This window comes from Cellulosimicrobium composti (assembly GCF_010287905.1).
GTDB lineage: Bacteria > Actinomycetota > Actinomycetes > Actinomycetales > Cellulomonadaceae > Cellulosimicrobium > Cellulosimicrobium composti.
Map to the genome: position 1 here is coordinate 32175 of NZ_JAAFAN010000021.1, position 25009 is coordinate 57183.

At 74.3% G+C, this 25009-nt stretch carries 24 protein-coding genes; 7 read left to right on the forward strand and 17 right to left on the reverse strand.

Annotated features, from left to right (window positions below):
* Nucleotides 1-6: 6 nt before the first annotated feature.
* The 4 genes from GYH36_RS08185 to GYH36_RS08200 form a co-directional block, all read right to left on the reverse strand.
* Nucleotides 7-1641: an ABC transporter ATP-binding protein gene (locus GYH36_RS08185; protein ID WP_024841147.1), complete on the reverse strand. Its 1635-nt coding sequence runs from the start codon at nt 1639-1641 to the stop codon at nt 7-9.
* A 156-nt stretch (nt 1642-1797) separates the two neighbouring features.
* Nucleotides 1798-2892: a BMP family lipoprotein gene (locus tag GYH36_RS08190; protein ID WP_024841146.1), complete on the reverse strand. Its 1095-nt coding sequence runs from the start codon at nt 2890-2892 to the stop codon at nt 1798-1800.
* A 227-nt stretch (nt 2893-3119) separates the two neighbouring features.
* Nucleotides 3120-4319: an amidohydrolase gene (locus tag GYH36_RS08195; RefSeq protein WP_162289597.1), complete on the reverse strand. Its 1200-nt coding sequence runs from the start codon at nt 4317-4319 to the stop codon at nt 3120-3122.
* On the reverse strand, nt 4316-5464 hold the full coding sequence (locus GYH36_RS08200; protein WP_024841144.1) for a mannose-1-phosphate guanylyltransferase: 1149 nt from the start codon (nt 5462-5464) through the stop codon (nt 4316-4318). Before GYH36_RS08200 ends, GYH36_RS08195 begins: the two co-directional genes overlap by 4 nt.
* Before the next feature lie 234 nt (nt 5465-5698).
* On the opposite strand from GYH36_RS08200, the gene sdhC reads away from it, so the two are divergent.
* The 4 genes from sdhC to GYH36_RS08220 all read left to right on the forward strand — a co-directional run bounded on the left by sdhC (nt 5699) and on the right by GYH36_RS08220 (nt 9205).
* Nucleotides 5699-6082 carry a succinate dehydrogenase, cytochrome b556 subunit gene (sdhC, locus tag GYH36_RS08205; protein WP_081772373.1) on the forward strand — a complete coding sequence of 128 codons (384 nt, stop codon included), beginning with the start codon at nt 5699-5701 and terminating at the stop codon, nt 6080-6082.
* Entirely contained in the window at nt 6082-6540 is a 459-nt protein-coding gene (locus GYH36_RS08210; protein ID WP_024841142.1) for a succinate dehydrogenase hydrophobic membrane anchor subunit, read from the forward strand. Before sdhC ends, GYH36_RS08210 begins: the two co-directional genes overlap by 1 nt.
* A 65-nt stretch (nt 6541-6605) precedes the next feature.
* Complete coding sequence (gene sdhA / locus GYH36_RS08215) at nt 6606-8438, forward strand: succinate dehydrogenase flavoprotein subunit (protein WP_024841141.1); 1833 nt, start codon at nt 6606-6608, stop codon at nt 8436-8438.
* Nucleotides 8438-9205: a succinate dehydrogenase iron-sulfur subunit gene (locus GYH36_RS08220; RefSeq protein ID WP_162289598.1), complete on the forward strand. Its 768-nt coding sequence runs from the start codon at nt 8438-8440 to the stop codon at nt 9203-9205. Before sdhA ends, GYH36_RS08220 begins: the two co-directional genes overlap by 1 nt.
* Before the next feature lie 199 nt (nt 9206-9404).
* On the opposite strand, the gene GYH36_RS08225 is transcribed toward GYH36_RS08220, so the two are convergent.
* From GYH36_RS08225 to sigE, 7 genes are all read right to left on the reverse strand, one after another.
* Entirely contained in the window at nt 9405-10562 is a 1158-nt protein-coding gene (locus GYH36_RS08225; protein WP_024841139.1) for a YihY/virulence factor BrkB family protein, read from the reverse strand.
* Between the two features lie 10 nt (nt 10563-10572).
* Nucleotides 10573-11136, reverse strand: coding sequence for a 2'-5' RNA ligase family protein (locus GYH36_RS08230; protein WP_024841138.1), 564 nt, complete (start codon nt 11134-11136; stop codon nt 10573-10575).
* Nucleotides 11133-12218, reverse strand: coding sequence for a tryptophan--tRNA ligase (trpS, locus tag GYH36_RS08235; RefSeq protein ID WP_203231696.1), 1086 nt, complete (start codon nt 12216-12218; stop codon nt 11133-11135). The genes GYH36_RS08230 and trpS overlap by 4 nt, the downstream gene beginning before the upstream one ends.
* A gap of 77 nt (nt 12219-12295) precedes the next feature.
* A complete protein-coding gene (locus GYH36_RS08240) occupies nt 12296-12643 on the reverse strand; it encodes a twin-arginine translocase TatA/TatE family subunit (RefSeq protein ID WP_162289600.1) in 348 nt (115 codons plus the stop codon).
* Between the two features lie 9 nt (nt 12644-12652).
* Nucleotides 12653-14149: a S1C family serine protease gene (locus GYH36_RS08245; protein ID WP_024841135.1), complete on the reverse strand. Its 1497-nt coding sequence runs from the start codon at nt 14147-14149 to the stop codon at nt 12653-12655.
* Nucleotides 14146-15114, reverse strand: a complete 969-nt coding sequence (locus GYH36_RS20040) for a zf-HC2 domain-containing protein (protein WP_024841134.1) — start codon at nt 15112-15114, stop codon at nt 14146-14148. Before GYH36_RS20040 ends, GYH36_RS08245 begins: the two co-directional genes overlap by 4 nt.
* Complete coding sequence (sigE, locus tag GYH36_RS08255) at nt 15111-15725, reverse strand: RNA polymerase sigma factor SigE (RefSeq protein ID WP_024841133.1); 615 nt, start codon at nt 15723-15725, stop codon at nt 15111-15113. The genes GYH36_RS20040 and sigE overlap by 4 nt, the downstream gene beginning before the upstream one ends.
* Before the next feature lie 204 nt (nt 15726-15929).
* Here sigE and GYH36_RS08260 point away from each other — a divergent pair, with 204 nt between their 5' ends.
* Nucleotides 15930-16583 (forward strand): O-methyltransferase, encoded by a 654-nt coding sequence (locus tag GYH36_RS08260; RefSeq protein ID WP_179151516.1) that lies wholly within the window; start codon nt 15930-15932, stop codon nt 16581-16583.
* Between the two features lie 46 nt (nt 16584-16629).
* Here the strand turns inward: GYH36_RS08260 and GYH36_RS08265 are convergent, their stop codons facing one another.
* From GYH36_RS08265 to dapE, 6 genes are all read right to left on the reverse strand, one after another.
* Nucleotides 16630-18255 carry a leucyl aminopeptidase family protein gene (locus GYH36_RS08265; protein WP_024841131.1) on the reverse strand — a complete coding sequence of 542 codons (1626 nt, stop codon included), beginning with the start codon at nt 18253-18255 and terminating at the stop codon, nt 16630-16632.
* Nucleotides 18256-18423, reverse strand: coding sequence for a DUF3117 domain-containing protein (locus GYH36_RS08270; RefSeq protein WP_064506638.1), 168 nt, complete (start codon nt 18421-18423; stop codon nt 18256-18258).
* Nucleotides 18424-18544: 121 nt separating this feature from the next.
* The gene (locus GYH36_RS08275) at nt 18545-19753 is read right to left on the reverse strand and encodes a hypothetical protein (protein ID WP_162289601.1); all 1209 of its coding nucleotides are present in this window, start codon (nt 19751-19753) and stop codon (nt 18545-18547) included.
* Nucleotides 19750-20736 carry a dihydropteroate synthase gene (gene folP / locus GYH36_RS08280; protein WP_155098889.1) on the reverse strand — a complete coding sequence of 329 codons (987 nt, stop codon included), beginning with the start codon at nt 20734-20736 and terminating at the stop codon, nt 19750-19752. Before folP ends, GYH36_RS08275 begins: the two co-directional genes overlap by 4 nt.
* Nucleotides 20737-20749: 13 nt before the next feature.
* Nucleotides 20750-21589, reverse strand: coding sequence for an LOG family protein (locus GYH36_RS08285; RefSeq protein ID WP_162289602.1), 840 nt, complete (start codon nt 21587-21589; stop codon nt 20750-20752).
* A 10-nt stretch (nt 21590-21599) separates the two neighbouring features.
* Entirely contained in the window at nt 21600-22727 is a 1128-nt protein-coding gene (gene dapE, locus GYH36_RS08290; protein ID WP_312028563.1) for a succinyl-diaminopimelate desuccinylase, read from the reverse strand.
* A 36-nt stretch (nt 22728-22763) separates the two neighbouring features.
* Here dapE and dapD point away from each other — a divergent pair, with 36 nt between their 5' ends.
* Nucleotides 22764-23756, forward strand: coding sequence for a 2,3,4,5-tetrahydropyridine-2,6-dicarboxylate N-succinyltransferase (gene dapD / locus GYH36_RS08295; RefSeq protein ID WP_051471756.1), 993 nt, complete (start codon nt 22764-22766; stop codon nt 23754-23756).
* 28 nt (nt 23757-23784) lie between these two features.
* Nucleotides 23785-24765 carry a hypothetical protein gene (locus GYH36_RS08300; protein WP_162289603.1) on the forward strand — a complete coding sequence of 327 codons (981 nt, stop codon included), beginning with the start codon at nt 23785-23787 and terminating at the stop codon, nt 24763-24765.
* Nucleotides 24766-25009: the final 244 nt, after the last annotated feature.

A 25009-nucleotide genomic window follows, 5' to 3' on the forward strand; every position in this document is an offset into this window, starting at 1 on the left:
GCTGGGTCACTGGATCTCCTCCTCGCGGGCGTCCTCGGTCGCGGGGACGCGGTCCGCCGCGGTGCCCGACGGCGCGTCGTCCGCCTCGATGTCTGCCTCGCCGAGCGTCGTGTGGTGCTCCGCGGCCTGCGCGACGGCCTCGTCGAGCGGCACCCCGGCCATCATGAGGCCGAGGACGTCCCGGTCGGTGTCCCCCGGGACGACGCCGACGACGCGACCGCGGTACATCACCGCGATGCGGTCGGCGAGCGCGAGCACCTCGTCGAGCTCGGTGGACACGATGATCACGGGCGTGCCGTTGTCGCGCTCCGCCACGATGCGCTGGTGCACGAACTCGATGGAGCCCACGTCGAGGCCGCGCGTCGGCTGCGACGCGATGAGCAGGCGCAACGGCCGCGACATCTCGCGCGCGAGCACGACCTTCTGCTGGTTGCCGCCCGAGAGCGTGCCCGCGGGGACCTGCACGTTCTGGGTGCGCACGTCGAACTCCACGACGCGCTGCTCCGCGTTGTCGCGGATCGCGCCCTTGTTGAGCGCTCCGCCGCGCGAGTAGGGCACGCGGTCGAACAGGTCGAGCACGAGGTTCTCCTCCACGGAGAACGTGCCCACGATGCCGTCCGTGCTGCGGTCCTCGGGCACGTACCCGACACCCGCCGCGAGGACGTCCGCGACGCCGCGGCCCACGAGCTCGGTGTCGTCGAGCGTGATCGAGCCCGCCACCGGCTTGCGCAGGCCCACGATCGTCTCGGTGAGCTCCGTCTGCCCGTTGCCCTGCACGCCCGCGACGACGAGGATCTCGCCGCGTGCGACGTCGAGGCTCACGCGGTCGACGACCGGCGTCCCGAGGTCGTCCATGACCGTGAGGTCCGTGACGCGGAACGTCGCGTCGCCGGGCCGGGCCGGCTCCTTGTCCACGCCCAGGGAGACCGAGCGACCCACCATGAGGGACGCGAGCTCCGTCTCGCTCGCGCTCGGGTCCGCCGTGCCGACCACCTTGCCGCGCCGGATGACGGTGATGCGGTCCGCGACGGCGCGGACCTCGCGCAGCTTGTGGGTGATGAAGACGATCGACGTCCCCGCCTCCTTGAGCTGGCGCATGATCGCGATCAGCTCGTCCGTCTCCTGCGGCGTGAGGACGGCGGTCGGCTCGTCGAGGATGAGCACGCGCGCGTCGCGCGACAGCGCCTTGATGATCTCCACGCGCTGCTGGACGCCCACGGGGATGTCCTCGACCATCGCGTCGGGGTCGACCTCGAACCCGAAGCGGTCGGAGATCTCGCGCACGAGGCTCCGGGCGCGGCGCGCGTCGATCAGGCCCCCGCCCTTGACGGGCTCGTGGCCGAGCGCGACGTTCTCGGCCACGGTGAAGACCGGGACGAGCATGAAGTGCTGGTGGACCATGCCGATGCCCGCCGCCATGGCGTCGCCCGGCCCGGTGAACGCGACCGGCTGGTCGTCGACCAGGATCTCGCCGTCGTCCGGGTCGTACAGGCCGTACAGCACGTTCATGAGCGTGCTCTTGCCCGCGCCGTTCTCGCCCAGCAGGGCGTGGATCTCGCCTGGCTCGATCACCAGGTCGATGTGGTCGTTCGCGACCAGGGACCCGAACACCTTCGTGATCCCGCGCAGCTCCAGCTTCACCGGCCGGCCTCTCTGAGAACAGGGAACTCCATCGAACCGTACTTCCGTCGCGTCGGCGCCTCATGACGACGGTGGCCCGGGCAGGGTCGCCCGGGCCACCGTCCCGCCGGTCCCTCGCCCGCACCGGGCGCGGGGACCGACGGTCTCAGCGGGTCGTCACGGGGTGTTGGTCGACTCCACGACCAGGTCCCCGGCGATGATCTGCTCCTGGTACTGGGCGAGCATGTCCTGCAGCTCGGCCGGCACCGCGTCCTCGAAGTCGTGGAACGGAGCCAGGCCGACGCCCTCGTTCTCGAGCGTGCCGACGTACGGCTCGTTCGTGAAGTTGCCCTCGACCGACTCGCTCACGGTGTCGAAGACCGCCGGGCCGATCTGCTTCATGACCGAGGTGAGGATGATGTCCCCGTACTCGGTGGTGAGGAAGCCGTCCGAGTCGACCCAGATGATCTTGGCACCGGCGCCCTGCGCGGCGGCAGCCGCACCGAGACCGACCGGGCCGGCGACCGGCATGATGATGTCGGCGCCCTGGTCGATGAAGCCCTGGGCGAGGTTCTGGCCGTTGGCCTGGTTCTCGAAGTCACCGGTGAAGGAGCCCGTCTGGGCCTCCTTGTCCCAGCCGAGGACCTTGACCTCGGTGCCGTTGTCCTCGTTGTACTTCGCGACGCCGTCCACGAAGCCGTCCATGAAGATGGCGACCGACGGGATCTGGATGCCGCCGAACGTGGCGACCGTGCCCGTCTCGCTCATGCCCGCGGCGAGGTAGCCGGCGAGGAACGCGGCCTCGGCCGTGTTGAAGAGGATCGGCTTCGCGTTGTCGATCTCGACCGGGTTGAAGTCCGCGTCGGAGAACGACGAGTCGATGAGGGCGAAATTGGTGTCGGGGTTCGCCTCGGCCGCGGCCTGGATCGGGTCCTCGAGGAGGAAGCCGACGCCGATGACGAGGTTGCAGCCCTGCTGCACCAGGTTGTCGATGTTCGGCGCGTAGTCCGTGTCCGCGGAGGACTCGACCTCGACGGCCGTGATCCCCAGCTCGGACTCCGCCTGCTCCAGGCCCTCGAACCCGGCCTGGTTGAAGGACTGGTCGTCGAACCCGCCGGCGTCCGACACCATGCACGCCGAGAAGTCGGAGTTGCCGCCCGCGGTGTCCTCGCCGCCGCCGGTGGTCTCGTCGTCCTCGGGCGCGGCGCCGCACGCGGCCAGCGCGAGCGCGGCGACGGCCGCGAGCGCGGTGACCTGAGTCGCTCTCTTCACCTGATAGCTCCTGTCGTTCTCGTAGCAGGGCCGCGCAGGGAAAGGACCCCTGGGCCCTCCCGAGCGCCGTTGCACGGGAGGACCGGTCCGTCGGCCTCTATAGGACCGAACACTAATCAGCCCGAAGGGTCGCGCACGTTACTTGCCGGTAACGCGGGCGCTTCGTTATGCAAGCGTCACTTTGCGTCTGAGGCGTGACACACCCCTGTCCACGGGTCGGGACCGCTTCACCCGCCGTGACCGGCGGCGACGCGCGCCAGGAGCCGCATGCCCGCGTCGATCGCGCGCTCGTCCACCTGCAGGTCCCCCTGGTGGATGTCGTAGCTGCGCCCGCCGGGCGTGCGCGTGCCCAGGCGCGCCATCGCGCCCGGCACCTTGGTCAGGTACCACGCGAAGTCCTCCCCGCCGAGCGACTGCTCGGTGAGCACGACGGAGTCGGGACCGAGCACGTCGCGCGCGGCCGCCTCCAGCAGGCCGGTGCACCGCTCGTCGTTCTCCACGGGCGGCACGCCGCGCGTGTGGTGCACGGTCACCTCGACCTCGTACGGCGCCACGACCTGCTCCACCGCGTCGTGCAGCACCTGCCCGGCGAACTCCCACGCGCGCACGTCGAGGCAGCGCAGGGTGCCGCGCACCGTGCCCATGCTGGGGATCGCGTTGTGGGCCGAGCCCGCGTGCACCGCTCCCCACGTGAGGTTCACGCCCGAGCGCGGGTCCAGCCGGCGGCCCAGCACCGCGGGCACCTGCGTGATGACCTGGCCCAGCGCGTACACGACGTCGCCCGTGAGGTGCGGGCGCGACGTGTGCCCGCCCGGGGACGCGATCGTCACCGACACCTCGTCGGACGCCGACGTGATCGGCCCGATGCGCGTGCCGATCCGCCCCACGTCGACCTTGGGGTCGCAGTGCACCGCGTAGATCTCGTCGACGCCGTCCATCGCCCCGGCCGCGAGCACGTCGAGCGACCCGCCCGGCTGGACCTCCTCCGCGGGCTGGAACACGAGGCGCACGCCCCGCCCCAGCTCGCCCTGCGCGTGGAGGTCGGCGAGGACCAGGCCCGCGCCCAGCACGACCGCCGTGTGCACGTCGTGGCCGCACGCGTGCGCGACGCCCGGGACGGTCGAGGCCCACGGGAGGTCGCACCTGTCCTGCAACGGCAGCGCGTCGAGGTCCGCCCGCAGCGCGACGCGCCCGCGGCCCGGCGCGCCGGGCTCGGGGCCGAGGTCGCACACGAGCCCGGTGCCCGGCAGGAGCCGGGGCTCGAGCCCCTCGGCGCGCAGTCGCTCGGCGAGCAGCGCGGTCGTGCGCGTCTCGGCGCGCGACACCTCGGGGTGGGCGTGGAGGTCGCGGCGCACGGCCACGACCTCCTCCACGTGGCGGGCCGCGGCGGCGCCGATGCGGGCGGCGACGGTCACGTCGGCGCTCACAGGAGCTCGTCCATCCCGAGCTCGCGCACCGTGTCGACCATCGACTTCACCTGCTGCGCGCGGGCCCGCGTCGTGACGAGCAGGGCGTCCGGGGTGTCGACCACGACGACGTCGTCGAGGCCCAGGACCGTGACGACGCGATCGCTCGCCGGGACGACGACCGACCCGGCGCTCTCCCGGCGCACGACCCGGCCGGTGTCGCCGAGGACCTTCGAGCCCGCGCCGTCGACCGACGGCAGGAGCGCGGCGAGCGAGTTGAAGTCCCCCACGTCGTCCCAGCCGAACGTGCCGGGCACGACGGCGACCCCGCCCACCGCGGCGACGGGCTCGGCCACGGCGTGGTCGATCGCGATCCTCTCCAGCGCGGGCCAGCGCTCGGCGAGCACCCGGTCCCGGTCGGGCCCGTCCCAGGCCGCCGCGATCGCGCGCAGGCCGTCGTGCAGCTCGGGGCGCTGGTCCGCGAGGTGGCCGAGCAGCACCGACGAGCGCACGATGAACATGCCCGCGTTCCAGCGGTACTCCCCCGACGCGAGGTAGCGCTGCGCGGTCGCGGCGTCGGGCTTCTCCGTGAAGCCGCGCACGTGCTGCGCGGTCGGTGCGCCCGCGACGCCGAGGGGGTCCCCGCTGTGCACGTACCCGAACGCCGTCGACGGCCGCGACGCCGCGATGCCGATCGTCACGACGTACCCGGCGCGCGCGGCCTCGACCGCCTCGCGCACGGACCGCTCGAACGCGTCGCGCCCCGTGATGACCTGGTCGGCCGCGAACGACCCGACGACGACGTCGCCGTGCCGCTCCTCGAGGACGGCGGCCGCGAGCCCGATCGCCGCCATGGAGTCGCGCGGGGACGGTTCGGCGAGCACGTTCTCGGCCGGGAGACCCGGGAGCTGCGTGCGCGCCGCGGCGACGTGCCGGTCGCCCGTGACGAGGACGACGCCCTGCTCGCCGGCGAGCGGGACGAGCCGGTCGACCGTCGCCTGGAGCAGCGACCGGCCGGAGCCCGTGAGGTCGAGGAGGAACTTGGGCGACCCCGCCCGGGAGAGCGGCCACAGCCGCGTGCCCGCGCCTCCCGCCGGGACGACGGCGTGGAAGCCGGGGATCGGCGACGCGGCCGCGGCGGACGGAGGGAGAGGCGAGGAGGCCATGGGTGCCAGCATAGTGAGCCGGACAGTTCCCCCGCGGGCTGTGGGATCAGTCACAAACGCCCCGCGCAGGGCCGTTCCACCGCTGTCGGCGGTCCGCATCATGACGCCGATGTCACTATGGTGGAAGCCCAGAGACCGATGCCGACGACGGTCCCGCGGTCCGGACTGAGGGAGTTCCGGGCCACGTCCGGAACGTGACATCTCCCCCTGATCTCGCCACAGGAGGCCCCCAAAGTGCCCAGTGCACCAGCTGGCACGCTCTACCGCGGCCGTGAAGGCATGTGGTCGTGGGTCGCGCATCGCGTGACCGGCGTGCTCATCTTCTTCTTCCTGCTCGTCCACGTGCTCGACACGGCGCTGGTACGGGTGTCGCCCGAGGCGTACAACGCCGTCATCGGCACGTACCAGACGCCGATCATGGGCCTGGGCGAGGCGGGCCTCGTCGCCGCGATCGTCTTCCACGCGTTCAACGGCATCCGCATCATCCTGGTGGACTTCTGGGCCAAGGGCCCGCGGTACCAGCGCACGATGCTCTGGATCGTCGTCGGCCTGTTCGTCGTGACGATGGCGGGCTTCCTGCCGCGTCACCTCATGAACGTCTTCGGAGGGGGGCACTGATGGCCGCCGCACCCACGGTCGAGGTCGCGAACCCGCGCGACCCGTACAAGCGCCGCAAGGCCACGCGCAGCAACTACGAGCTGTACAGCTGGATCTTCATGCGCGCCTCGGGCGTCGTGCTGGTCGTCCTCATCTTCGGGCACCTCTTCGTCAACCTCATGGTCGGCGAGGGCGTGCACGCGATCGACTTCGGCTTCGTCGCCGGCAAGTGGGCCTCGCCGTTCTGGCAGATCTGGGACCTGCTCATGCTGTGGCTCGCGATGTTCCACGGCACGAACGGCGTGCGGACGATCATCAACGACTACGCCGAGCGCGACGGCACGCGCCTCGTCCTCAAGCTCGCGCTGTACCTCGCGTTCACGATCGTCACGGTGCTCGGCACGCTCGTGATCTTCACGTTCGACCCGTGCCCCGCGAACGCGCCGGCCGAGCTGCTCGCGTCGTTCTGCACGGCCTGAGCACCGCTCACCCCTCGCCCGTCTTCTCGCTCCACCCGGCTCTCTCCCAGGAGGCATCGACCCCGATGCAAACCCATCAGTACGACGTCGTCATCGTCGGCGCAGGCGGCGCCGGGATGCGCGCGGCGCTGGAGTCGTCCAGCAAGGTCCGCACGGCCGTCATCTCCAAGCTCTACCCCACGCGCTCGCACACGGGCGCCGCGCAGGGCGGCATGTGCGCCGCCCTCGCGAACGTGGAGGAGGACAACTGGGAGTGGCACACGTTCGACACGGTCAAGGGCGGCGACTACCTCGTCGACCAGGACGCCGCGGAGATCATGGCCAAGGAGGCCATCGACGCGGTCCTCGACCTCGAGCGCATGGGCCTGCCGTTCAACCGCACGCCCGAGGGCCGGATCGACCAGCGCCGGTTCGGCGGGCACACCCGCAACCACGGCGAGGCCGCGGTGCGCCGCTCGTGCTACGCCGCGGACCGTACCGGCCACATGATCCTGCAGACGCTCTACCAGCAGTGCGTCAAGCAGGACGTCGAGTTCTTCAACGAGTTCTACGTCCTCGACCTCATCACGGACCACGACCTCGCGGCGGGCGAGATCCCCGACGACGAGACGGTCACCGCGACCGGCGTCGTCGCGTACGACCTGGCGACCGGCGAGATCCACGTCTTCCAGGCGAAGGCGATCATCTTCGCGACCGGCGGCGCGGGCAAGATCTTCAAGACGACGTCCAACGCCCACACCCTCACGGGCGACGGCATGGCCCTGGCGTACCGCCGCGGCCTGCCGCTGGAGGACATGGAGTTCTTCCAGTTCCACCCGACGGGCCTCGCGGGCCTCGGCATCCTCCTGTCGGAGGCCGCCCGCGGCGAGGGCGGGATCCTGCGCAACGCGGACGGCGAGCGCTTCATGGAGCGCTACGCCCCCACCATCAAGGACCTCGCGCCGCGCGACATCGTCGCGCGCTCGATGGCGAACGAGGTGCGCGAGGGCCGCGGCGCCGGGCCGAACAAGGACTACGTCCTGCTCGACCTCACGCACCTCGAGCCCGCGCACATCGACGCGAAGCTGCCCGACATCACCGAGTTCGCGCGCACCTACCTCGGCATCGAGCCCTACACCGAGCCCGTCCCGGTGTACCCCACCGCGCACTACGCGATGGGCGGCATCCCCACCAACGTCGACGCCGAGGTGCTGCGCGACAGCAGCCACGTCGTCAAGGGCCTGTACGCGGCCGGCGAGGTCGCGTGCGTGAGCGTCCATGGCTCGAACCGCCTGGGCACCAACTCGCTGCTCGACATCAACGTCTTCGGCAAGCGCGCGGGCCGCACGGCCGCCGCGTACGCCGCGACGGCGTCGTTCACGGACCTCCCCGAGAACCCCGCGGCGGCGGTGATCGCCCAGCTCGAGGAGATGCGCAACCGCCCCGACGGCGAGCGCGTGGCCGACGTGCGCAAGGCGCTCCAGGAGACCATGGACGCCAACGCGCAGGTGTTCCGCACGGGCGAGTCGCTCAACCAGGCGCTGTCGGACATCCGCGAGCTGCAGAAGCGGTACAAGAACGTCTCGGTCCAGGACAAGGGCCGGATGTTCAACACCGACCTGCTCGAGGCGATCGAGCTCGGGTTCCTCCTCGACATCGCCGAGGTGACCGTCGTCGCGGCCATCAACCGCAAGGAGTCCCGCGGCGGCCACTACCGCGAGGACTACCCCGACCGCGACGACGCCAACTACATGCTGCACACGATGGCCTACCGCCGCCCGACGTCCGCGAGCGACGTCGCCGACGGCCACGTCGCCGGCTACTTCGACCACGTCGAGGAGTTCGACGGCTACAAGGTCGCCCTGGGCTCCAAGCCCGTCACCCAGACCCGGTACGAGCCCATGGAGCGGAAGTACTGATGACTGCCACACTCGAGAGCCCCGCCACCGAGGCCAAGGCCGGCGAGATCCCGTCGTTCGAGGTCACGCTCCGCATCCGCCGCTTCTCCCCCGAGTCGGAGCACGGCGAGGAGGCGTACTGGGACGAGTTCACCGTCCTCGCGCACGGCACGGACCGCGTGCTCGACGCCCTGCACAAGATCAAGTGGGAGCACGACGGCTCGCTGACGTTCCGCCGCTCGTGCGCGCACGGCGTGTGCGGCTCGGACGCGATGCGCATCAACGGTCGCAACCGGCTCGCGTGCAAGACGCTCCTCAAGGACGTCAACCCCGACAAGCCGATCACGGTCGAGCCGATCAAGGGCCTGCCCGTGGTCAAGGACCTCGTCGTGGACATGGAGCCGTTCTTCTCCTCCTACCGCGAGATCATGCCGTTCCTCATCACCACCGGGAACGAGCCGAGCAAGGAGCGTCTGCAGTCCGCAGAGCAGCGCGAGCGGTTCGACGACACGACCAAGTGCATCCTGTGCGCCGCGTGCACGTCGTCCTGCCCGGTGTTCTGGACCGACGGCCAGTACTTCGGCCCGGCCGCGATCGTCAACGCGCACCGCTTCATCTTCGACAGCCGCGACGAGGGCGCCACGCAGCGCCTGGAGATCCTCAACGACAAGGAGGGCGTGTGGCGCTGCCGCACGACCTTCAACTGCACCGAGGCCTGCCCGCGCGGCATCGAGGTCACGAAGGCGATCCAGGAGGTCAAGCGCGCGATGATCACGCGCGCCTTCTGACGCCGCACGTCGAGCGGTACCGCAGACCCGCACGCAGGGCGCCGACCACCCGGTCGGCGCCCTGCGTCGTCTCCGGGGCATGGGACCGATCTGAGCGTGCTGACATCGGCAGTTTCGTCCGCGATCGGCGGTCCGGGCTGCCGACCTCGCGTGCGAGGGCCGACCTCGCGAGGACGTGCCGACCTCGCCGGACGTGCCGTCAGGTGCCGCGCGGCAGACGGGCGCGACGCACGCCGCGGACGACAGGACTCCAGGGTCGCCCTGACCCGTGACCGGCGCGGAGGCGCTCCTCGGCCGACGGCGCCGCTCGCGCCCCGGGACCTCCCTCGCCCGCGGCGTGGCGTGCCGTGCGGGTGTGACGGGCGTCCCCCGGGTGCGCGCCGTCGACGACGGGGAGCTCGGGGCGGCCGTCGCGCGCGTGACGGGCGTCCTTCTCGTGTCCCGGCGGGCTCGGCGGTCGCGGCGGGTCGGCCATCCAGGCGCACGCGAGGAGGAGGACGCGCGCGGTGAGGTTCACGAGGATCAGCAGGGTCGCGAGCACCGCGAACGACGCGAGCAGCGCGTTCCTGCTGGCGCTGTTCGCGACGAACGTGGACCCGAGGTAGCGCAGGACGGCGAAGCCCGCCGCCGCCGTGCCCGCCCCGATCAGCAGGTCCCGACGACGCGGGTGCACCCCCGCGAGCAGCCGGACGACGACCACCACCACGAGGACGTCGAGCAGCACGCTGACGAGCACGCCGGCGCCCGTCACGAGGACGGCCGGGCCGCCGGCGAGGCCGATCCAGGACATGACCCGGTTCCCGAGCGTCGTCACCGCGATCCCCGCGACGGCGGAGACGAGCATGCTCAGGGCGAGCAGGAAGAACCCCAGGAGCGCGCGGAGTCGGGCGAGCAGGGCGCTCTGGCCGACGTCGCTCACCCCGAACATCGTCCGCACGGCGCCGCGCAGGTGGTACATGAACGACATCACGGAGAACAGCAGGACCACACCGGCCACGACGCTCGTGACGCTGAGTCCCGACGTGAGCACGAGCTCGTCGGGCGAGATGACGCCCGAGGCGCCGTCGACGGCGATGAGCCCCGGGACGAGGTCGTTGATCTCCGCGAAGACGGCGTCCATGAGCTCGCGCCGCCCGCCGAGCACGCGCACGAACACGGTGTAGCCGATCGCCAGGGCGGCGAAGAGCGAGAAGAGGGCCGAGTACGCGATCCCGCCGCACAGCAGCGCCCCGCGGGAGTAGAGGTAGCGGTAGGTCGCGCGGCCCGGGCGGCTGTCCTTCCACCACTCCAGGAGCGCGTGCGCGCGGTCCCTCGTGCGCGCGAGGACGCCGCGGGGCGTGGTTCCGGGCGTCGTCACGCCCCGCACCCTACGAGCCGGTCGCCGTCCCGGCATCCGCGGTGAGCGGGAAGACCTGCTCGGGCCGCCAGACCCCGTCGTCGCCGTGCTCGTAGAGCGAGAAACCGGCGACCTCGAACCGGGCCTCGTACGTGGCCATCTCGTCGAACGCGGCGTCGAGCGCCGCGTCGGGCACCTCGTGCGCGACGGTCACGTGGGGGTGGTAGTTGAACCGCAGCTCCTGGGCGAGCGGGCCGGTCCGGATCGTGCGCTCCAGGTGCTCGCACTCGGCGATGCCCTCGACGACCTGGATGAAGACGACGGGCGAGATCGGCCGGAAGGTCGCGCTCCCCCGCAGGTGGACCTGGAACGGCGCCGCCGTCGCGGCTACTGCGGCGAGGTGGGCCCGCGCGGCGTCGAGCCCGGCCGGGTCGAGCACCGTGGGGCCGAGGAGCGTGACGTGGGGCGGGATCGAGCGCGCGAGCGGGTCGCCGAACCGGGCGCGCGCGTCCTGGAGCTGCGTCGCGAACGGCTCGGGCACCTCGATCGCGATGCCGATCCGGACCTGGTCCGGACCACGCTCCGGGAGGTTCACGCCGCCGGCCCTCCGACGGGCAGGAGACCGACGCGGTCGTAGATCCGGGCGAGCGTGCCCGCGGCGATCTCGCGGGCCTTCTGCGCGCCGCGCGCGAGGACGGCGTCGAGCTCGGCCGGGTCCGCGAGGTAGGCGTTCGCGCGCTCCTGGAACGGCACGAGGAAGTCGACCACGACGTCCGCGAGGTCGACCTTGAGCCGGCCGTAGCCCTGGCCGTCGTACTCGGCGGCGATGCCCTCGACGTCGCGGCCCGTGAGCGCGGAGTAGATGGTGAGGAGGTTCGAGACGCCCGGCTTGGCGACCGGGTCGTACCGGATCTCCGTGTCGGAGTCGGTCGCGGCCGAGCGGATCCGCTTCGCGGCGACCTTCGGGTCCTCCAGCAGCCAGATGACGCCCTTGCCGTTGGACGACGACTTGCTCATCTTCGCCGTCGGCTCCTGCAGGTCGTAGATCTTGGCCACGGACCGCACGATGTGTGCCTCGGGCACGACCGCCGTCCCCTCGCCGAAGCGCGTGTTGAGGCGCACCGCCAGGTCGCGCGTGAGCTCGAGGTGCTGGCGCTGGTCCTCCCCGACGGGTACGAGCGCCGCGTCGTACAGAAGGATGTCCGCCGCCATGAGGACCGGGTAGGTGAACAGGCCGACCGTCGTGCCGTCGGCACCCTGCTTGGCGGACTTGTCCTTGAACTGGGTCATGCGCCCGGCCTCGCCGAAGCCCGTCTGGCACGACAGCACCCACGACAGCTCCGCGTGCTGCGGCACGTGGGACTGGACGAACAGGGCCGACCGCTCCGGGTCGACGCCGCCCGCGAGGTACTGCGCCGCGGTGCGGCGCGTGCGCTCGCGCAGCCGCTCGGGGTCGGGGTTGACCGTGAGCGCGTGGAGGTCGACCACGCAGTACAGCGCGTCGTAGGAGTCCTGGAGGGCGACCCACTGGCGCAGGGCGCCGATGTAGTTCCCGAGCTGCAGGGAGTCCTCGGTGGGCTGCATGCCCGAGAGGATCCGTGGGCGGGTGCCGGCCGGTGCGCCGGCCTCCTGCGTGGTCACCGGGACCGGTGCCGAACCGATGTGCGTCGCCTCCATGGACATTGCCCCATTCTGACAGGTGGTGCCGCGCCGGAACGAATCGCCTTCCGCCCCCCGAGCGGGAGCGGCGCGGCTCAGGTCGCCTCGTCGTCGAACGGCGCGGGGCCGTCCAGGGGCGCCGCGGAGGGCGCACGGGGCGGCGGCGGGGCGACGCGCTCGCGCACCGGCTCGTCGTCGAGGAGCGCGTCGCGGACGATGCGGCGCGGGTCGTACTGGCGCGGGTCGAGCTTGGACCAGTCGACGTCCGCGATCTCCTCGCCGATCTCGGCGTCGACCCGGGCCTTCGCGTCCTGGAGGTACCCGCGCGCGGAGCGCACGAACGAGCCGAGCTGCTCGGCGTACCGGGGCAGGCGCTCGGGACCGATGACGACGACCGCCACGACGAGGAGCACGATGAACTCTGCTCCGTTGATCCCGAACACGCGGACAGACTACTCGCTCGTGGCCTCGTCGAGGACGACGCGCACGTCGCGCTCCTGGTCCCCCGTCCGCACGCGCAGCGTCACGGCGTCGCCGGGGGCCTTCGCGCGGATCGCGACGATGAGCTCGTCGGACTCCGTGACGGGCCGGCCGTCGATGGACAGGATGACGTCCCCGGGGCGGATGCCGGCCGCGTCGGCCGGGCCGTCGGGCGTGACGGCCGGCGTGCCCTGCTGGGAGTCGGTCGACACCTGCACGCCCTCGCCCTGGTAGCGCTGGTCGAGGAGCACGCCGATCACCGGGTAGGTCGCGACGCCGTCCGCGATGAGCTGCTCGGCGGTGCGCCGGGCCTGGTTGGACGGGATGGCGAAGCCGAGCCCGATGCTCCCCGTGGCCGCGGTGCTGCCGGGCGGCTGCGCGATCGCCGAGTTGATGCCCACGACCTCCCCGCGCCCGTTGACGAGCGGACCGCCCGAGTTGCCGGGGTTGATGGCCGCGTCGGTCTGGATCGCGTTGATGAACGCGGTCTCGGCGGCCGCGCCCGCCTGGACCGGCCGGTTGAGGGCGCTGATGATGCCGGTGGTCACGGTGCCGTTGAGCCCCAGCGGCGCGCCGACGGCGACCACGGGGTCGCCCACGACCACGTCGTCGGAGTCCCCGAGCGCGAGCGGCGTGAGACCGGAGTCCTCGACCTTGACGACCGCGAGGTCGTAGTCGACCGTGCGGCCCACGAGCTCCGCGGGGCTCTCGTGCCCGTCGGAGAACAGCACGACGACCTCGCCCCCGTCGGCCGCCCCGGCGACGACGTGGTTGTTGGTGAGGATGTACCCGTCCTCGCGCAGCACGAAGCCCGAGCCCGTCGCGACCCCCTCCGCGCCGCGGACCTGGAGCGAGACGACGCTCGGGAGCACGCTCGCGGCGATGTCCGCGACGGACCCGGCCGGACGGTCGGCGCCCGGCTCGACGCTCGCGGGCGGCAGCGACGACGTGAACGCGCCGGGCGCGCGGTCGTCGAGGAGCCGGTCCGCGGCGACGCCGCCCACGCCGCCCGCGACGAGCGCGAGCGCCGCGACGCCCGCGACCGCCGCCGGACGGATCCCCCGACGCCCCGCACCGCGCGAGGCGGCGCCCGGCGCGGCGACGAGGGTCGGGTCGACCGAGCCGCCGGGTCGGTCCGGGGCGGTCGGCGGATCGGGCTCGCCGAACGCGCGCAGCGTCTCCCAGGGGTCCGCCGGCGGGGGCGTCGACCCCGGCGCGGCCGGCGCCGGCTCGGCGCTCGGCGCGGGCGTCGCGCCCGTGCCCGTGCCGGGCGCCGGGGCGCCCGGGGAGGCCGACGTGTAGCCGGGGTCCGGCCCGACGACGGGCGGCGGCGGGACGGGCCCGGGTCCCGCCGGAGCCGACGGCGGGACGGGCGGCACGCTGCGGTACGTCGACGGGGGCGCGAACGGGTTGGGCGCCGCCTCGCGCGCGTCGGGGTGCTCCGGGCCGCCGGTGCGGGGGTCGGTCATGAGGTGCCGAGCGCTCCTGTCATCGTCGTCCAGCCCCGGGAGATGCGCGCCGGGACCCCGGCATCGTAGTCACGCGCCGGGAAGGCCGCCACGAGGGCGGCGACCGTCTCCTGCTCGGTGTCCGCGACGACGTCGATCACGGTGTCGCCCGACTGCCACACGACGTGCCACGGCTCGTCGGACAGCACGTGCACGCGCCGCCCGTCCACGTCCCACGTCTCCCCGCCCGCGAGCGCCGCGACGTCGAGCAGACCGGCCTGCTCGCGCACGACCGCCTCGCCGTCCGGGGCGGCCAGGTCGAGCTCGAGGACGTGCCGCGCGGCGTCCTCGCGCACGTCCACGAGCTCGAACCCGGGCGGGAGCGCCGTCGGGCACGTCCACCCCTGGCCGTCGAGCGCCGCGAGGACGACGCCCGCGTCCTCGACGGCGACGGGACCCGTCCCCGGCTCACCGGCCGGCTCCGTGCGCGCGCCGCCGACGACGAGCGCACCGGTCGTGCGGGGCGTCGCCTGCGCGAGCACGCGCAGGGGGTCGCTGCGGTGCAGGTCGGGCGTGACGAGCGGGCTCTCGCCGAGCGCGAAGAGCCCGACGGCCGCGACCCCCACCCCGGCGACGACGAGCCCGGCGAGGCGCCGGCGCGCCGACCCGCGGCGCACCTCGCCGCTCCACTCCCCGCGCGGGAGCGGCACGGGCTGGGACCAGGGGTCGCCCGCGGCGGGCGCGGACCGCAGCGGGTCTCCCTCGGTCGGGGGGATCTGCTCGGACAGCGCGAGCAGCCGGGCCGCGAGGTCGGGGGCGGGCTCGACCGGTCCGGCCGAGCTCAGGGCGCGCCGCGCGGCGCGCGCCGCGGACAGCTCGGCCGCGCAGCGCGCGCACGCGGCCACGTGCTCGAGCGCGCGCTCCGCCTCGGCGGGCGAGAGCTGCCCGTCGACGAGGGCGGAGAGCCGGGATCCGAGGTGCGTCACGCCACCCCCCGGGCGACGACGGGCGTCGGGGCGCCGTCCGACGCGGGACGGTCGGCGGGGTCGCGGTGCGGGAGGGCGGCGCGCAGCTGCGAGCGCGCGCGGTGGATCCGCGAGCGGACCGTGCCGAGCTTGATGCCCAGCGTGACCGCGATCTCCTCGTAGGACAGGCCCTCGATGTCGCACAGGACGACGGCCGCGCGGTACTCGGGCGAGAGCGCGTCGAGCGCGCGCTGCACGTCGTGGTCGAGGTGCGTGTGCTCGAACCCGCGCTCCGGCTGGGCCTCGACCCGCGCCGGGTACTGCCCGTCGTCGTCGCCCATCGCCTCCATGCGGATGCGCTGCTTGCGCCGCACCTGGTCGAGGAAGAGGTTGGTCGTGATCCGGTGGAGCCAGCCCTCGAACGTCCCGGGCGTGTAGCTCGACAGCGAGCGGAACACCCGGACGAACGTCTCCTGCGTGAGGTCCTCGGCGTCGTGCCGGTTGCCCGTCAGGCGGTAGGCGAGCCGGTAGACCCGCGCGGAGTGCTCGCGGACGATCGCGTCCCACGACGGCGCGACCCACGCGCCCTCGTCCGTGCCGTGCGTGCTGCTGCCTGGTCCTGCGTCGTCCACGTGGTCCATCGTCCCAGAAGAACGCCCGGCACCCCGGTGGTGTTCCCCTCTCCCCCGCCGGACGTCCGCGTGACGTCCACGGCGCACGCACACCCGCGGCGGCGCGGGAACGGGCCGGCGTCGGGGGTGGCGGGTACGATCCGAGACAGCACGCCCGGTCCGCACCCGCGGGCGCACCGCACGAGGGACCACCAGGAGGCAGCGATCACCAGCGACGTCGGCACCCACCGCAGCGCCAAGGCGGCGAGCTGGGTGTACAGCGAGGAGTTCGTCCCCGAGGACGAGGTGCTCCTGCGTGCGCGCGACCGCGCCGCCGAGCTCGGGTGCCCCGCCGTGCTGCCGGGCGTCGGCGCCGTGCTCCAGGTGCTCGCCGCGTCGCTCGCGGCGCGCGCCGTCGTCGAGATCGGCACCGGCACGGGCGTGGCGTCGATCTGGCTCCTGCGCGGCATGCCCGCCGACGGCGTGCTCACGACGATCGACGTCGAGGTCGAGCACCAGCGCGCCGCGAAGGAGGCGTTCGCCGAGGAGGGCGTGCCGTCCGCGCGCACCCGGACGATCCCGGGCCGCGCGAGCGAGGTCCTCCCCCGCCTGACCGACGGCGCGTACGACCTCGTGCTCGTGGGTGCGGACAAGCACAGCTACCCGGAGTACGTCGAGCAGGGACTGCGCCTGCTGCGGCCCGGCGGTGTCCTCGCCGTGGACGGCGCCCTCTCGCACGACCGGGTCGCCGACCCGGCGCGTCGCGACGAGGTGACGACGATCGTCCGTGAGGTCGGCCGGTCGCTGCGGTCGGACGAGCGCGTGCTCCCGGCGCTCCTGCCGAGCGGCGACGGGCTCCTGCTCGCCGTGCGGCGCTGACGCGAGAGCGTCCCTCCCCCGAGCGACACGGGGGTCGCGCCTCGGGTCAGAGCGTGCCGAGCGCCTCGAGCAGGAGCCGTGCGCCGAACCCCGTCGCGCCCGTCACGACCTCGTGGCGGTCGGCCGTCGCGCGCGCGGGACCGGCGACGTCGAGGTGCGCCCACGGGACGTCGCCCGCGAACTCGCGCAGGAACAGCGCAGCCGTGATCGCGCCCCCACCGGGGTTCTCCGCCGGGACGTGCCGGAGGTCGGCGACCTCGGAGCGCAACGCGCTCGCGTAGTCCTCGACGAGCGGCATGCGCCACACGCGCTCACCGGTGGTGGCCGCGGCGTCCTCGATCGCCCCGGCGACGTCGTCGTCCGTGGCGAAGAGCGCGGCGTGCCCGCGGCCGAGGCCGAGCGTCGCCGCGCCGGTGAGCGTCGCGACGTCGACGAGCACGTCCGGTGCGAGGTCGCGCACCGCGTACCCGATCGCGTCGGCGAGCACGAGGCGACCCTCGGCGTCGGTGTTGGCGACCTCGACCGTCCGGCCCGACCACGTGCGCACCACGTCCCCGGGGCGGTACGACGCCGCCCCCACGTGGTTCTCCGCGAGCGGGAGCACCGCGGTGACGCGCCGGTCCGAGCGCGCGCGGGCGGCGCCGAGCACGACCGCGAGCGCCACGGCGGCCCCCGCCATGTCGGTCTTCATCGGCACCATCGCCTCGCGCGGCTTGATGGACAGCCCGCCCGAGTCGTACGTGATGCCCTTGCCGACGACGACGACGTGCCGGGCGGCCGTGCCGGGCGCGACGACGCCGTGGTCGGCGGGGTCGTAGGTGAGCGTCACGAGCCGGGGCGGCCGGGCGGACCCGCCGCCCACCGCGCGGATCGCGCCGAAGCCCTCGCGCTCGAGCTCCGCCGGCCCGCGTACGGTGACGTCGAGCCCCAGGCCGTCGGCGAGCTCCGCCGCGCGGTCGGCGAACCACGCCGGGTCCTTGACGTCGGACGGCGTGTTGGCGAGGTCGCGGACGAGCCAGGTGGCCTCCGCGGCACGGCTCGCGGCCTCGACCGACGGCGTGACGTCCGGCTGGTCCTCGGGCGTGAGCAGGACGAGCTGCGCGGCGGGCGCCTCGGCGTCCGCGCCCTTCTCGGCGGCGGTGCGCCGGGGCTGGGTGTACGCGGCGAGCTGGTAGCCCTCGACGAAGGCGCGGACGCCCTCGGGACCGGCGTCCGCCGTCGCGGCGCTCACGACCCGATCGAGACCACGGGACGCGCGCGCGAGGGCCGCGCCCGCGCGCCGCAGGTCGAGCGCGGTGCCCGACCCGACGCCGAGCAGCAGGAGGCGTGGCGGCAGGCCCGCCCAGGGCAGCCGGGTCGTCGAGCCGGCGTGCACGCGCGGCAGGTCGACGCGCACGACCTCCCCCGACGCGCCGCGGAAGCCGGGCCCGCCCGCGCGCTCGGCGAGCTCCGCGAGGTCGACGCCGTACCGCAGCGTCGCGTCGATCGTGCCGGACCGCGGCTGGAGCCCGTCGTCCGCCTCGCGGGGCGGCGCGACGGCGACCACGACGGCGTCGACCTGCGCGTCGTCGAGGAGGGCGGCGTCGCTCAGCCGCCCCCGGGCGCCGACCACCTCGGGCGGCGTGCGGCCGGGCGTCGGGGTGCCGGGGTTCCGGCGGTCACGTGCGGGCAATCAGCCCACCACGGCCTGGAGCGCCTCACCCAGCTCGCTGGCCTCGGTCGCGTTGAGCTCGACCACCAGGCGTCCACCACCCTCGAGCGGGACCCGCATGACGATGCCTCGCCCTTCCTTGGTGACCTCCAGCGGCCCGTCACCCGTCCGCGGCTTCATCGCAGCCATCGATGGCTCTCCATTTCCGTTGTCCCGAGTCCACCCCGCACGCGCGAGGAGGGGCGTCCGACCTCGGACGACGCCCGAGGGACAGTCTAGTTCACGACTGCCGACATCTCGGGCGTGCCGGTCACGGCGGCCAGCCCGACGGCGGGACGAGGCGCCACAGCGACCAGACCCACCACGCCTGGCCCGCGACGGACGCCACGACGACCGCGCCGAGCCACGCGCGCGAGCGCGTCCACCCCGCGGTGACCGCGGCGAGCGGGAACGCCAGGAGGAGGAACCGCACGAGCGACGTCCCCGGCTGGACGGCGGCGACGAGGTACGCGAGGTACGCGCCGGACCACGCGTGCATCTCGGGGCCCAGCCGCGCCGCGACGGGGTTGAGGACGAGCGCGGCCGCGGCGAGGAGGACGAGCACCAGGAGCCACGGGCCGGCGTCGCCCGCGAGCCACCGCGACACGTCCACCCACGGGACGAACGGCACGACCTCCGCGCCGCCGCGCCACGCCTCCTGCGTGCGGAAGTACCCCTGGTGCACGCCCGTGACGACGGTGCACAGCCACGGCCACACGAGCCCGGCGGCGAGGGACGCGACGAGCAGCGCGCCGAGCCGCGCGGCGTCGGCGGCGGCGAGCCCGCCCCGGCGCCACCGCACGACCCCGTGCCACACCACGACCGCGGCCATCGGCAGCGCGACGGCGCGCGAGAGGCCGAGCAGGACGATCACGAGCGCGGCCCACCCGTAGCGGCGCCGCGCGAGCAGCAGCAGCGCGGCCGCCACGAGGAGCAGCGCGAGGGACTCCGTGTAGGCGACCTGCAGCACGGGGCTCGACGGGAAGACGCTCACGAGCAGGACGGTCGCGAGCGGGAGGCCCGGCCGCCGCGCGACGGCCGCCGCACCGGCGGTGGCGACGAGGCGGTGGATCACGAGCGCGGCCCCGGCGCCGCACACGAGCGCGACCGTCGGGGCGAGCACGTCCCACCCGAGGCCCGTGACGGCGTCGAGCGCGCGCACGAGCGCGGGGAAGAGCGGGAAGAACGCCCAGACGTTCTGCTGCACGGCGCCGTCGGCGCCGACGGGGAGCGTGTCGGGGTAGCCGCTCGCGTAGATCTGCTCGTACCAGCTCGCGTCCCACATGCGCGCCACGTACGCCGTGTACGACGGCGCCGCGTCCGTCCAGAGGTTCGCCTCCTGGGCGCGCGCGACGACGAGGAGGATCCCGGCGCTCACGCCGCGCGCGAGGGCGTAGACCGCGAGGACCTGCGCCCACCAGGGCCAGGTCGCCGGGAGCGCGAGCCGCGCGCGCGACGCAGCGGCGAGCGACGTCGTCACGCGAGGCCCCGGACCGCGGCCGCGGGCGCGGCCTCGTCCCGGACCGCGGCGACGAGGTCGAGCACGCGGCGGGTCGCCGCGACGTCGTGCGCCCGGAACACGCGCGCGCCGAGCCACGCCGCGACCGCCGTCGCGGCGAGCGTGCCCTCGAGCCGCTCGTCCGCGGGCAGGTCGAGCGTCTCGCCCACGAAGTCCTTGCGCGACAGCGCCATGAGCAGCGGGAAGCCCAGCCCGGCGAGCACCTCCGTGCGGCGCAGGAGGTGCAGCGAGTGCCACGTGTTCTTGCCGAAGTCGTGCGTCGGGTCCACGAGGACCGACGCCCGCGGGACACCGCACGCGACCGCGCGCTCCGCCGCGGTGCGCACCGTCGCCACGACGTCCTGCACGACGCCGTCGCGCGGGTCGGCCGCGCCGGGGCGCGCCGGGTAGGCGACGCGGTACGGGTCGGTGCGGGGCCGCGCGCCCCCGGTGTGGGAGCACACGACCCCCACCCCGTGCTGCCCCGCGACCTCGACGAGGTGAGGGTCGTGGCCCGCCCACGTGTCGTTGATCAGGTCGGCGCCCGCGAGCGCCGCCTCGTGCGCGACCTCGGCACGCCACGTGTCGACGCTCACGAGCAGGTCGGGGAACTCGGCGCGCACGCGCTCGACGAACGGCACGACGCGCCGGACCTCTTCCACGGGCGTGACCTCGGGGCCGACGCCGGCGCGCACGCCGCCCACGTCGAGGATCTCGGCGCCCTCGGTCGCCGCGCGCTCGACCGCGGCGAGAGCGGCCCGGTCGTCGAGCTGGCGGGCGCCGGCGTAGAACGAGTCGTCCGTGCGGTTGACGATCGCCATCACCGCCGGACGGTCGAGGACCCTCCCGCGCAGGACGAGCGACGTGCCGCGGGGCGGCACGCCGAGCGGCGGCAGCGGCACGGCCACGTCGTCGGGGTGCTCGTCGGTCGGCGCACCGGACGCGCCGGGCCCGGGCGAGGCCATCGCGACGCGTCCGTCAGCTCGCGTCGCCGGCCTGGGAGCGCGCGAGCTCCTCGGTGGCCTCGAGCTCCTCGGCGCGCAGCTCCGCGCCCCGCGCGCACACGTACTCGACGGCTTCGGCGGGGTCGTCGCACAGGTGGACGAGGTCGAGGTCGTGCGCGCTGATCATGCCGCGCCCCACGACGGCGTCGCGCGCCCAGTCGATCAGGCCGCTCCAGTAGTCGGTGCCCACGAGCGCGACCGGGAACTCCGTGATCTTGTGCGTCTGGACGAGCGTGAGCGCCTCGAACAGCTCGTCGAACGTCCCGAACCCGCCCGGCAGGACGACGAAGCCCTGGGCGTACTTGACGAACATCGTCTTGCGCGCGAAGAAGTAACGGAAGTTCACGCCGAGGTTGACGTACCGGTTCATGCCCTGCTCGAAGGGCAGCTCGATCCCGAGGCCCACGGACAGGCCGCCTGCCTCGGAAGCCCCCTTGTTCGCCGCCTCCATGATGCCCGGGCCGCCGCCCGTGATGACCGCGAAGCCCTCGTCGACGAGCCGCCGGCCGACGTCCTCGGCGAGCGCGTAGTCCGGGTGGTCCGGCCTCGTGCGCGCGGACCCGAACACGGACACCGCCGGACCGACCTCCGCGAGCGCGCCGAAACCCTCGACGAACTCGCTCTGGATCCGCATGACGCGCCACGGGTCGGAGTGCACCCAGTCGGCGCTCCCCCGCGAGTCGAGCAGGCGCTGGTCCGTCGTCTGGCGCGGGATCTGGTCGCCGCGCAGGAGGACCGGCCCCTTGCGGTACCCGGTCCCGGCCTGGGGCACGCCGTCGTCGGAACCTGGCTGGTCACGCACCGTGTCGCTCATGGTCACGAGCCTATGCCGCGGGGGCGGCGGTGAGCCACGCACGCAACGCGTCGCGGCACAGCGCGAGCTGGCCCACGGGGCACCGCTCGTCGTCCTTGTGCGCGAGCAGCGGGTCGCCGGGGCCGAAGTTCACGGCCGGGACGCCCAGCTCCGCGAACCGCGCGACGTCGGTCCAGCCGTACTTCGGGGCCGGGGCCCCGCCCGTCACGCCCAGCACCGCCGCCGCGAAGTCGGCCGCGAGCGGGTCGTCGAGGCCGGGACGGGCGCCCGGCGCCGCGTCCGCGAGCACGACCTCGAAGCCGTCGAACAGCTCGCGCACGTGCGCCTCGGCCTGCGCGACCGTGCGCGACGGCGCGAACCGGAAGTTGACCGTGACCACGCACTCGTCCGGGACGACGTTGCCCGCGATCCCCCCGCGGATCCCGACCGCGTTCATGCCCTCGCGGTACACGAGCCCGTCGACCTCGATCTCCTGCGGGACGTACGCGGCGAGGCGGTCGAGCACCTCGTGCGCCGCGTGGATCGCGTTGTGCCCCGTCCACGCGCGCGCGGAGTGCGCCGCGACGCCCGGCACGCGCACCTCCGCGCGCAGCGTGCCGTTGCACCCGCCCTCCAGGCCGGCGGACGTCGGCTCGCCGAGCACCGCGAAGTCCGCCTCCAGCAGGTCCGGGCGGGTGCGGGCGAGCCGCCCGAGGCCGTTGAGGTCGGCCGCGACCTCCTCGTTGTCGTAGAACACCCAGGTGACGTCCTGCGCGGGCGCGTCGAGCTCGGCCGCGAGCGCCAGGGCGACCGCCACGCCGCCCTTCATGTCGACCGTGCCCCGGCCCCACACCTCCGCGTGCGCGCCCTCCCCCACGACGCGCGTCGGCAGGTTCGGCGGGTCGGTGAGCGGCACCGTGTCCAGGTGGCCCGCGACCACGACGCGCCGGTCGCGCCCGAGCGTCGTGCGCGCGACGACCGCGTCGCCGTCGCGCACGACCTCCAGGTGCGGGTACGCGCGCAGCGCGGCCTCGACCGCGTCGGCGAGCGCCCCCTCCGTCCCGCTCACGGACGGGACGTCGCACACCGCGCGGAAGAGCGCGACGAGGTCGCCGTCGAGGTCGAGCACGGGCGTGGTACCGCGGACAGGAGAGGTCACGCCAGCACCCTACCGGCGGCGGATAGGGTGGTGCGCATGACTTCTGCGACCCCCGCGACCGCCGCCACGGCGGCCGCCTCCGAGCCGCGGACGGCGTGGGGCTTCGGCCTGGCGACCGTCGCCGACGACGGCACGACCCTCGACGTCTGGTACCCCTCCCCGGCCCTCGGCACCGCGCCGGCCGACCCGACCGCCCCCGCCTCGCTCGACGCCCTCACCGAGCGCGACGAGGTACGCGGCGTCGACGTCGTCGTCGTGCGCACCGAGATCGACCTCGACGCCGCGCCCGCGGACACCGCCGACGCGTACCTGCGCCTGCACCTGCTGTCCCACCGCCTCGTCGTGCCGCACGGGCTCAACCTCGACGGGCTCTTCGGCGTCCTCGCCAACGTCGTGTGGACCAACCACGGCGCGTGCGCCGTCGACGGCTTCGAGGAGACGCGGCTGCGCCTGCGCGCCACCGGGCAGCCCGTCACCGTGTACGGCGTGGACAAGTTCCCTCGCATGGTCGACTACGTCGTCCCCTCGGGCGTCCGCATCGCCGACGCCGACCGCGTGCGCCTCGGCGCGCACCTCGCCCCCGGCACGACCGTGATGCACGAGGGCTTCGTCAACTTCAACGCGGGCACGCTCGGCACCTCGATGGTCGAGGGCCGCATCTCCGCGGGCGTCGTGGTCGGCGACGGGTCCGACGTCGGCGGCGGCGCGTCCATCATGGGCACGCTCTCCGGCGGCGGCCGCGAGGTCATCTCCGTCGGTCGGCGCTCCCTCCTCGGGGCCAACGCCGGCCTCGGCATCCCGCTCGGCGACGACTGCGTCGTCGAGTCCGGCCTGTACGTCACCGCCGGGACCAAGGTGACCGTCGTCGGGCAGACCGACGACGCGGGCGCCCCGCTCGTCGTCAAGGCGCGCGACCTCGCGGGCCGTTCCGGCATCCTCTTCCGGCGCAACTCCCTCACGGGCGGGGTCGAGGCGGTCTCGCGCACCGGCGCGGGCGTCGAGCTCAACGCCGCGCTGCACGCGAACTGAACCCCCGCACGAGCACCACGGCCCCGGCATGACCAGCACCCCCGACCCGCGACCGCGGGACGTGCCCGACGCCGGTCGTGCCCGGGCCCGACGCCGACGCCCCCTCCGCGCCGCGGTCACCCTCCTCGTGGTGGCCGCGGTGGGGACGGGTGCCGTCGTCGTCGCGCTCAACCGCCTCGACGACGAGACACCCGTCGCCGAACGGTGCGCCGCCACCGCGGACGGCCGCACCTGGTACCTGTCCGTGACGCAGGCCGACAACGCCGCCCTCGTCGCCGGCACCGCCGTGCGGCGCGGGTTCCCCGCCCGCGCCGCGACCATCGGGCTCGCGACCGCGCTCCAGGAGTCCCGGCTCGTCAACATCGACTACGGCGACCGCGACTCCGTCGGACTCTTCCAGCAGCGTCCCTCGCAGGGCTGGGGCAGCGTCGAGCAGATCATGGACCCCGTCTACTCGACCAACGCGTTCTACGACGTCCTCGAGACCGTCGACGGCTACGAGGCCATGGAGGTCACCGTCGCCGCGCAGACCGTCCAGCGGTCCGCGTTCCCCGACGCCTACGCCCAGCACGAGCCCCGGTCGCGCGCGTGGGCGTCCGCGCTCACCGGGTGGTCCCCCGCGTCGCTCACGTGCGACCTCGCGCCCGTCGCCGCGACCGAGATCGACGCCGACACCCCGCCCACGCAGCCGTTCCGGGACCGCCTCGCGCGCGACCTCGGCGACGGCGCCCGCGTCGCGCCGCTCGACGGCGACACCAGCACCGTCGCCGTCGACACGACCGGCCTTCCCGGCGCGGGCGAGGACGACGGCCCGGCCCGCACCGCGTGGGCCGTCGCCCAGTGGGCCGTCGCGACCGCCGACGCGACGAACGTCGTCGCCGTCGACGTCGCCGACCGCCGCTGGTCCCGCGACGACTCCACCTGGGTCACGCTCGACCCCGAGACGTCCACCCCGCTCGACCCCGGCCGCGTCCGCGTCCAGGTCGCCGCGCCCGACCCCGCCGACTGAGCCTGGGCGACGCGGTGGCACCACGGCGACCACCACGGGGACCGTCGACGCACCCGACCCGGCACACGGTCGCCACGACGACGGACGCCGCGGCGGGGCCCGGGGGGGGGGCGGCGCGGGGGGCGGGGGGGCGGGGGGGGGCGGGGGGGGCCCGGGGCCCCGGGGCCCCCCGGCGCCACCTGTCGAGCGCCTCCTCGGTGGGGTACGCGGTGGGCGGCACGAACCACGGGCGGCCGTCCTTGGG

Excerpts from the sequence above, each read along its gene's own strand:
- GYH36_RS08270 (WP_064506638.1), bottom strand. The coding sequence starts at position 18,423 with ATGGCTGCGATGAAGCCGCGGACGGGTGACGGGCCGCTGGAGGTCACC.
- GYH36_RS08285 (WP_162289602.1), bottom strand. The coding sequence starts at position 21,589 with ATGAGCGACACGGTGCGTGACCAGCCAGGTTCCGACGACGGCGTGCCC.
- trpS (WP_203231696.1), bottom strand. The coding sequence starts at position 12,218 with ATGGAGGCGACGCACATCGGTTCGGCACCGGTCCCGGTGACCACGCAG.
- GYH36_RS08300 (WP_162289603.1), top strand. The coding sequence starts at position 23,785 with ATGACCAGCACCCCCGACCCGCGACCGCGGGACGTGCCCGACGCCGGT.
- sdhA (WP_024841141.1), top strand. The coding sequence starts at position 6,606 with ATGCAAACCCATCAGTACGACGTCGTCATCGTCGGCGCAGGCGGCGCC.
- folP (WP_155098889.1), bottom strand. The coding sequence starts at position 20,736 with ATGGCCTCGCCCGGGCCCGGCGCGTCCGGTGCGCCGACCGACGAGCAC.
- GYH36_RS08200 (WP_024841144.1), bottom strand. The coding sequence starts at position 5,464 with ATGGCCTCCTCGCCTCTCCCTCCGTCCGCCGCGGCCGCGTCGCCGATC.
- GYH36_RS08210 (WP_024841142.1), top strand. The coding sequence starts at position 6,082 with ATGGCCGCCGCACCCACGGTCGAGGTCGCGAACCCGCGCGACCCGTAC.
- GYH36_RS08245 (WP_024841135.1), bottom strand. The coding sequence starts at position 14,149 with ATGACCGACCCCCGCACCGGCGGCCCGGAGCACCCCGACGCGCGCGAG.
- dapD (WP_051471756.1), top strand. The coding sequence starts at position 22,764 with ATGACTTCTGCGACCCCCGCGACCGCCGCCACGGCGGCCGCCTCCGAG.
- GYH36_RS08220 (WP_162289598.1), top strand. The coding sequence starts at position 8,438 with ATGACTGCCACACTCGAGAGCCCCGCCACCGAGGCCAAGGCCGGCGAG.